General features: G+C 63.9%; 5 protein-coding genes. 1 reads left to right on the plus strand and 4 read right to left on the minus strand.

The features are described from left to right. Nucleotides 1-122 precede the first annotated feature (122 nt). The 4 genes from ACUXH0_RS06725 to ACUXH0_RS06740 form a co-directional block, all read right to left on the minus strand. Nucleotides 123-2,210, minus strand: a complete 2,088-nt coding sequence (locus ACUXH0_RS06725) for a putative bifunctional diguanylate cyclase/phosphodiesterase (protein WP_182594044.1) — start codon at nucleotides 2,208-2,210, stop codon at nucleotides 123-125. Between the two features lie 304 nt (nucleotides 2,211-2,514). Beyond that, nucleotides 2,515-3,768 carry a helix-turn-helix transcriptional regulator gene (locus ACUXH0_RS06730; protein ID WP_182594045.1) on the minus strand — a complete coding sequence of 418 codons (1,254 nt, stop codon included), beginning with the start codon at nucleotides 3,766-3,768 and terminating at the stop codon, nucleotides 2,515-2,517. Between the two features lie 130 nt (nucleotides 3,769-3,898). Then, a complete protein-coding gene (locus tag ACUXH0_RS06735; RefSeq protein ID WP_182594046.1) occupies nucleotides 3,899-5,584 on the minus strand; it encodes a ShlB/FhaC/HecB family hemolysin secretion/activation protein in 1,686 nt (561 codons plus the stop codon). Nucleotides 5,585-5,850: 266 nt separating this feature from the next. Beyond that, nucleotides 5,851-7,338, minus strand: coding sequence for a collagen-like triple helix repeat-containing protein (locus ACUXH0_RS06740; protein WP_182594047.1), 1,488 nt, complete (start codon nucleotides 7,336-7,338; stop codon nucleotides 5,851-5,853). 488 nt (nucleotides 7,339-7,826) lie between these two features. On the opposite strand from ACUXH0_RS06740, the gene ACUXH0_RS06745 reads away from it, so the two are divergent. Then, complete coding sequence (locus tag ACUXH0_RS06745) at nucleotides 7,827-8,951, plus strand: collagen-like triple helix repeat-containing protein (RefSeq protein WP_004627382.1); 1,125 nt, start codon at nucleotides 7,827-7,829, stop codon at nucleotides 8,949-8,951. Nucleotides 8,952-9,204: the final 253 nt, after the last annotated feature.

Raw genomic sequence — 9,204 nt, forward strand, 5'->3', positions numbered from 1 at the left:
TCGGCAATTGCCGGTGGTCTTGGCCTAATATCGGCGAATATGAAGATGAAAGGTTGCTGAAGCGCGATGCCGAATGCATCAAAATGGCGCATTTTCTGTGCCGCCTATTCGATGCCGCCTGTTCAGGCGTACTCGACTACAAGCAACCCTTGAAAATCCTTGGCCGGCATCGGACGCGCCAGCAGATAGCCCTGAACCTGGTCGCATTGCAGATTCACCAGGGCCTGCATTTGCGCTTCGGTTTCCACGCCTTCCGCCACCACGGTCATGTCCAGCGAGTGCGCCATCGCGCAAATGGCGCGAATGATGGCGGCTGCCTCGGGCGGATCGTCATCGAGCGCGGAGACGAATGCGCGATCGATCTTGATCTGCTGGGCGCGAAATCGCTGCAGATAACTGAGGCTGGAATAACCGGTCCCGAAATCGTCAATGGCCACCTCGAAGCCGAGCGACTGGATCTGACGGATGACCGCGATGCTTTGGCTCGCATCGCGCATGGCCGCGGTCTCGGTGATCTCGAACATCAACCGATGTGCGGCAACCTGATAGCGATGCAGGATCTGCGACAGACGCTGCACGAGATCAGGTTGCTGGAATTGCCTTGGTGAGAGGTTGACGGCAATGCGCTGCGGCGCCATGCCGATGGCATCCCAGTGCATGATCTGGCGACAGACTTCTTCGACCACCCAGTCGCCCAGTTCGACGATGGTGCCGGTGCGTTCGGCCAACGGGATGAACTCCGCTGGCGACACCGGGCCAAGCTCCGGGTGGTTCCAGCGCAGAAGTGCTTCGGCGCCGGCCATGGCCTGCGTGCGCGCGTCGTACTTTGGCTGGTAGTACACGGAGAGCTGCCCGTTGAGGGCCGCATGCGAGAGCGCACGTTGGATCTGCAGCACGCGGTGTGCCGTGGTGTTCAGGCGCGGCTCGAAGAAGCGGTAGGCGTTGCCGGTGGATTGCTTGCAATCGAACATGGCCGTGTCGGCATGTTCAAGCAGCGTGTCTGCTGTCGCGCCGTTGTGAGGATGAACGACTACGCCAATGCTGGCGGTCGCGCGCAGGCGCCGGCCTTCCACTTCCACCGATTCACGCAGGCGGAACAGCAGCTTGTCGCCAATGGTGGCGGCAGACTCGGGCAGCGCCAGACCTTCAACGAGGATGCCGAATTCGTCGCCGCCAAGGCGTGCCACGGTGTCTTCGCCGCGAATCGCCTGGCGCAGGCGCTCGGCAATGATTTGCAGCACACGGTCACCGGCGTTGCGGCCGTATTGGTCGTTGATCTGCCCGAAATTGTCGAGATCCAGATAGAAGAGAGCAAACGGACGCCCGCGTCGCGTGGACGACAGGATTGCCGCCTCCAGCGCTTCGCGCAGATGCAGGCGGTTCGGCAGGCCGGTCAGCGCGTCGTGGAGTTGGGGCCGGGGCGTCTGGTTTGCCACGCGCGCCAGCGAAGCTTCCAGGTGCGCCTGCGCCGAGTCGACACGGGTCTCGAGCATCATCAGCACCGCGTGCAGGCCCAGTGCGATCAACACGCCGCCGGCGCTGAGCATGATGACGGGCACGATATGCATCGTTGATTCATCGGCCGGCCAAGCGGCGGCGCACGGCCACAGCACGAGCGATAGCACCGCAGTTGTCGCCAGCACGGCTGCGGCACGTGCGCGCAGACCCACGGCGGCGCGGCGCTGCGCGGGCGGCATATGAAATGCCATGCACATCGCCAAGCACACGCCTGCACCAAGCACCAGCGTGCCGCCGCCCCAGCCAAGCACGGCGCGGCGCAGCGACAATGCCTGGTCATGCACCCAGGGGCGTGTCATATACAGCTCCATCGTCAACAGGCCGATGGCAAGCGCCACGGCGCCCATGGCAATGCTGCGTCGTTGCGGAGCCTGTGCGCCATTGGAAGCCGAAGTGTCCGGCAACACGATGGAGAAAGCCGCCAGCGAGGCCGCCAGCGCTGTCACGAGTGTCGCCACAATGGGCGCGGATACGGCCGCACCGACCTGCCGATGCAGGCCGAGCTGGCCGAGCCAAAGCCCCGCCCACAGCCCAATGCCAAGAATGACCGCACAGGCGATGCGCCAGTTGCGGCGTTTTGCGATCGTCGAGCCCCCCGGCAGACGTGTCGCAGCGTCCAGTGCGGCAAACGTGGTCAGCCCAGTGCTGACCCACGCAAACAGCAGCAGCGCAATATGGAAATCGTTATGCATGCGAGCGCATCCGGCGCGGCCCCCCGATCTACGACCAGCGCCTAGTCTGTGTTTTGCGGCGAGGATAGCGCAAAAACCTGTCGTTTCAGGCCGCGAAAAGGCGCGTTTGTTGCGCGTTATTCACAGAATGCGTCGGGATCATTCGCCGTTACCGCTTCGCATCAAGCCAGCATGACGGCGCCACGCCTGTCTTGGGGGATCGGCAGAAACCGCCGAAACGTGAGCCGGGTATACGCGGATGGCTCGCCGCTCGTGATTGAGCGTCGGAAGTCAGGCGAAGTGGGGAGGAAAATCGCGCACGTACTCAGGCGTTGAGGCGGCCCCGCCGGCGCGCAGCCGGAGTGGCAGCGCCAGCACGTTCCAGATCGACGCTGGGCAACAGATGCAGCAGGCGCACAAGCTCAGACTGGCGATGCGTGCCGGTCTTGCGCAGGATGTCGCGGATATGCACGCGCACCGTGTGCAGCGAGAGAAATTCGCGCTCGGCAATTTCCTGCAGGGTTTCGCCTGCGGCCAGCCGTGCAGCGACGATGCATTCCTTGTTGGTCAGCCCGAAGAGCGAGGCGAGCACGCCGGCGTCCATGACGGACCGTGCCTCGGAGTTGCCGACGAGCACCAGCGCCAGCGGCGAGGCCCAGGCCGAACGCATCGCATCGGAAGGCGTGAGCGGCGTGGCAATGAACGGTACCGGGCGGCCATCGCGCGCCAGGTACATCCACGAACCGGCCGCGCCTTGTACGCCGAGTGACCCGGCAGCATGTTCGATGAGGTTGCGAAGCGCCGCGTCGTGTGTGTGATCAGCCGAATGCAACAGGCTGCCATCGAGCGACAAGCGGTCGTCTTCCGTCGTCATCGTGCGCGCCCAGGCGTTGGCGTATTTCACGCGCATGGTGCGCTCGATGACCATCACGCCGAAGTCGAGCGTATCCAGCCCGGCCATGCCGAGTGCGGCGAGTTCGTTCAGCTCAAGATTGCGCTGCTGCATGCGCGCAGCCCGTTGCAGGTGCGGCAGCACGCGCTGCAGGCGGGTTTCGCGTTCGATGGTGCTGACTTCCGATGCATCGTCGTCGCGCGTGCGCAGGCGCATCGTGCCGCGCATGTCGGGCGTATCGATCAGTGTCATGCCTGCCGAAGGCGTCTCTTCGGGCGGCGCGGCGCTCATCAGTTGCGGATCGTGACAGAAGCTGTTGCAGTGGCCCGGCTGCGGGCAGTGCTGGCACCAGCCCGACGAAACGCCGTGGCGCGGCGTGTCGGTGTGCTTGTCCCAGACGAAATAGTGTGCGCTTTCGGCGCCGGCATACACAGAAAGCAGGGCCAGGGCGATCGGCATCTGCGCAGGCTCGAGTACCGCCTCGTAGATGGTATCGACGAGTCGATGGAATTCTGCGTCATCCGATAGACGTTGCAGCATGATGGCCCCCGGTGCGTATTGCGACAGCTCAGAGTGCAATCCCTTGCTGTCGGCGTGTTGCGGCGTGATGCCGCCGTCGCTGTCATGATTATTGTTGTTCTGCGCGACTTCTGTGGTAATCGGCAACTCTTTGGAAAAACTTAACATTCCGCTTTCGATGCTCCCAAATTCCGGCGGCGATGTATCCCCCCCTTGAGAGGGGAGTATGGGCGACTTTCAGCGCTGAAATATAAAAAATATAAAAAATTCGTGCACATGTTCACGATACCGGCGTGTGTCAGTTGAACTGGTACGTGTAGGCGGCGTTGAACCGCAGGCTGCGCGAGCTTGAGTTGATCGGCTTGTCTCCCACGGGACGCGCGATGGCCAAGTCCAGCGTGTAGTACTTCCGATCGGAGAAGCGCACGCCCAGGGCAATCGAGCCGAGCTGATCATGCACCAGCGTGCCTGCATTCGAATAGACCTTTGCGGTGTCGTACAGCAGGTAAGGTTGCACGGTCTTCAGATAGTCCATCGATACCTGGAATGCGCGGTTGATTTCCACCGATGCGCCCCAGCCGCGATCACCTGCCACTTCACCGGCCGGATAGGCGAGACCGAAGAAGCGTCCGCCAAAGCTGATCTGCTCCGACGATGGAAGCACCGCGCCGCTGTACTGCGCTGCCCCCGACACCACCACGCCAAAGCCCAGGGGCAAGTCGTGGGCTTCGCTGGCGGTGACGCGCGTGCGCAGGAAGCTCAGGTCAACATCGTTTTTGGCGTTGGACGAGGCGGCCTTGCCGGCGCCCAAGCTGTTGATGCCTTGGTATAAGCTCAACGACGCACGTCGAGTCTCGCCCGGGTTGATTTCGGTATAGAGCACCTCGGCGCCGGCCACGCGGACTTTGGTATCCAGCTCAGTTTGCGGGAGCGTGGTGACTTGCGGGTTGTAGCGCTGCTTGTCGTCGTTGCCGTAGAAGGTGCCCGTCACCATCAGGTTGCGCGTGTTCGACAGCAGTACCGGATAGCTCAATGACAACCCGAGCCGTTGCGTGTCGGTCAGGTAGCGCGATTGATAGCCCAGTTGCTCCAGCGGCAGATTCTCGGGCATGCCGCGATAGTGCGACCACGTGAGCTTGGCCAGCAGCCCGTCGGTGCCGATTGGCTGAGCCCACGAGGCCGAGTAGAACGTCTCATGATCCGACCCGCGCGGTTGCAGCGTCGAGACGGTGATCTGCTCGCCCAGCGGCGTCACGCTATTGAGCGTGCCCGTAATGATGGCCCGCACACCCGGCGAACGGTATTCGATGCCCGTGCCGATCGTGTACGGCTGGCGCTTCACGTTCAACACGAGTTCGCTCGCACCATCGGTGGTGGTGGGCGGCTGCACAGTCGCGGTGATCTGCACGCCGGGTTGCAGCGCCAGCACGCCGGTGACGCGCTCGAACGTTTCGCGGCGCAGGGGCTTCTCATTCATCAGGCGCTGCGAGATTTCTCGCAGGCGGTCTTCCAGTGGCCCGGGTGTGCCCTCGATACGCATGCGCGCCACATAGCCTTCGACCACGGTGACGCGCACGACACCGCCTTCAAACGTTTGTGCCGGCACGAAAGCAAATGAGAGCGGGAAACCGCGGTCGGCATACAGCTTGGTGACATCGTTGGCGGCCTGCAGCAGTTGCGCGACGGTCACGTCGTGCCCGGCCAGCGGCGCGAAATGCGCAGCGACCTCGGGAAACGGCAGCGTCTTGACGCCTTCGATCTGGAACTTGGTCGGTGTGAGATGCGTGGCGAGCAGGTTTTCCAGTGCCGGATTCGGCCGCTGCACTTCCACCTGGATCTTCTGCTGGGGCGGACGGGAGGTATCGACCTTGGGAAGCGTGTCGATCGGGTTGCCTTGAGTGGGGCTGCTCTGGGCCCAGCTCAGTGCCGGGCCGGTCAGTGCTACGCCTGTGGCCAGGGCCAACCGCATGGTGGTGGTCCGCACGCCTGTCTCCTCCGTGATTTCGTTTGTAGTGTCGCGAAGCCGTGCAGCCGCGCGTTCCATCAAACGATAACCGCGAGACATGGTGCTTTACAACAAAACACATTGAGCGAGCGTTCACGCGACGCAACGGCCCAAGTAGATACTGGGGTGATAGGTGCGTGGCAGCCAGCCCAATGACGATGCCGCATTGCGCGGCATCGATGCGTTTGAAACGCGACAGCGGCGGACTGGCGTGTTAGCCGGTCCGCCGAAGCGTGGACCGCGGATCAGTGGCGCGTGCCGCCTAGTGTGGTGCCCACCGTACCCAGCAGACCACCCACCGCGCCGGTGACCGGAGACAGCGGTGTTGCCGCACCTGCTGACGTCAGGCCGGTGCCCACCGTGGTGACCACACCGCCAACCGGGGCCGTGATCGCACTGATGGGCCCCAGCGGGTTGCTGGCACCACCGGCTGCACCGCCCAGGCTACCGAGCGCACCGGTGATCGGAGCAAGCGGGTTGCTACCACCTGGCGTGCCACCCAGGCCGCCCAGCAAGCCCGTAATCGGCGCCACCGGGTTGGTGCCACCAGCGCCGCCAAGACCACCGAGCGCACCGGTGATCGGAGCAAGTGGGTTGCTACCGCCCGTCGCGCCACCCAGGCCGCCCAGCAAGCCTGTAATTGGCGCCAGCGGGTTGGTGCCACCAGCGCCGCCGAGGCCACCGAGTGCGCCAGTGATCGGAGCGAGCGGGTTGCTGCCGCCCGTTGCGCCACCCAGGCCGCCCAGCAAGCCCGTGATCGGGGCCAGCGGATTACCACCCGAGGCCGTCGGCGAATACACAGCGCCGCCCAGCGCGGCAACCGTGGTGCCTGCGGCCGTCACCACGCCACCGAGACCACTGACCACCGGAACGTTGGCAGCGGTGAGGGTCGTACCGCCATTGGCCACCGCGCCGCCAATCGTGCCCAGCAGTGAGTTTGCCGGGGAACCCAGACCCGTGGCCGCGCCCAGCGTCTGTGTGCCGCTGGTGATCTGCGACGTCAGCGGCACGATGGCCGTGCTCAGTTGCTGCGTGAGTTGCTCCACCGGGCCGGTCGACAGGGCCGTGCCCAGCGTGCCGCCGCCGTTGGCAACAGCCTGGCCGACTTGCGTGACCACGCCTGCCAGCGGTGTTGTCACTGGAGCCAGCGGCGCCAGCGGACCGGTGCCCAGGTTGTTGACCAGCGTGCCGGCGCTCGTGACCGTGTTGCCCGCACCGGTCACCACGTTCCCGAGGCTGGAAACGGTGGTGCCAACCGGATTGGTGTTGCGGCCGATACTGCCCAACCCGTTCTGTACGCCCGTGCCCAGCGTCGAAACCGTCGCGCCAGCGTTTTCAACCACACCGCCCAAGCCGCTTTGCACGCCACTCAGCTGCGAGGGCAGCGGCGCGGTGGCGATGGTCTTGCCGAGGCCGCTCACAGTCGAGCCGGCCGCCGTGACGATGCCCCCTGCATTGTTGAGGACGGCGCCGGTCGGCGTCAGCGGCGCAGGTGCCGGAGTCGGGCTGGGGGACGGCGAAGGCGAAGGCGAAGGCGACGGCGACGGCGAAGGCGAAGGCGAAGGCGACGGGGAGGGCGAAGGCGTTGGTGTTGAACCGCCGTTGTTGTTCGAGCCGCCGCCGTTCGAGCCGCCCAGCGAGCTGCCCATGTCTCCTGAGCCGGAGCTGGCGCAACCACCCAAAACCAACAGGCTTGCCATGGTGGCGGCCAGGCACTTGATATTCTTATTCATGATGGATCTCCCGTTTTAAAAGTCCGCTTTAGTCAGCAGGAAAAAGTCTCACTCTCGACGTGAGGTGGCCGGACTCTGCAAACGGTGTGCCATGTCACCATTATTACGCACTGTGTAATGCTGTATCTGAATTTGCCCCGTTTATCTCGATAAAGCGGGGGAATTGTGAAAACTAATCAGAATGCTGAATTTACATACCCCACAAAAGTGGGGGTTAAACGTCTGCTCTCGGGGTTATGTCGGCGATGGATGTGTTCCGTGTCACGTTACGTCGTAACGCTGGGAACATGGATTTGGGTGGGGTAACGGTCGGCGCTCAAGTTAGGGAAACACCTGACGCGGTGCCCGTAAAACCAACACACACGCCGTCCTTTGAAAACTGAACCCTGTTTCTAATGCGGTTGGCATGCGATTTGCAGAATGCGGCCCGCAGTCCGCAATACCGAGCTCAGACATCAAGACACATCATTCCAAGAAAGGGACGGACCATGACTCACATTCGACACTCCATTCGCGTTGCGCCGTTGGCCTGCGCTGTTGCCGCTCTTATGTTGGCGGCTTGCTCTTCGGGAGGCTCCGGCTCGGGCAGTTCGCCGAATCCGAGCCCGAACGACACGACGGGCGTGACGCCCGTCGGCAAGGTCGCAAACGGCACGGGCAACACCGTTGTGGCGACTGGCCAGGCGGTCAGCAGCCTCGGCTCCACGCTTCAAAACGCAAACATTCCGGGCTTGTCGGATCAGGCCAAGGCCGGGCTGGGCGGCACGGTTGACAACGCCGGCAAGGCGGTCAGCGATCTCGGTCTGGGCGTCCAAACCGGGCTTGGCAAGATGGGCCAGAACCCCAATCCGATCGGTACAACGGTGGCCAGCACCGGCAATGTCGTGACGGACCTGGGTCAGGCCACCGTGAGCGCAGGCTCGCTCGTGCAAGGCCTCGGCCAAGGTTCTGGCGCACCGTTGGCACCGATCACTCAACCGGTGGGCGGCGGCGTCCAGCAGATCGGCCAGGCGCTGATTGGTGGCGGTACGCTGCTGGGCAGCGCGCTGTCTTCCGGCGCGGTGCAGCAGGTGACGCAGCAACTGAGCACGGCCATCGTGCCAGTCACCACGCAGGTCAGCGGCGCTACTCAGATGATTGGCGATTCGACGGGCCTGGGCGGAGCCTTGAACAATCTGCTTGGGACCGTTGGCGGCGGCGTGGGCGGTGCCGGCAACACCATCACCGGGACGGGCGTACCGGTGGTCTCGACCCTGGGCCCGGTGGTGACGTCGCTCGGGACGACTGTCGCAGCAATCGGCGGTGTCGCCACGACCGGCGGGTCGGCGGGCAGCAACCCGCTGGGCGGCCTGCTCGGCGGCGTGGGGGGCAGCTCCGGCGGTACGACCCCGCTGGCTCCGTTGACCGGCCTCCTGGGCGGCGCATCTGGCGGCTCCAGTCCCCTGGCGCCTGTCACGGGCCTGCTGGGCGGCGCAGCCGGTGGCAGCAATCCGCTGGCGCCCATCACCAATCTGCTGAGCGGCGCGACCAGCGCAGCCGGCGGCACATCGGGCGGCAATCCGCTGGCCCCTGTCACTAACTTGCTGGGCGGCGTTGGCAGCCCGGCGCACTGAGCAGTACCTGTCTGTGCTCTTGAAGGTGCGCGGGCGTGTTCCCGTCGCTCGCGCATCCTTTTTTTTGCCTAGACAGAAATGGGGAGCGTTTAGGTCAGCCGCGAGTATTAATGGAAAACCCGTCCAAATAATCGGCCTGGTCTCGGGTTTATTAAGGGTGACCTGCTCCCCGCGATTAGTACGTTGACGATGTAGAGTCCGTTCCCAAGAGAGGAACGGTCATGAAGAAGCGATTCACCGAAGAACAGATTAT

It is taken from the genome of Ralstonia sp. 110700041-2, from assembly GCF_056280165.1.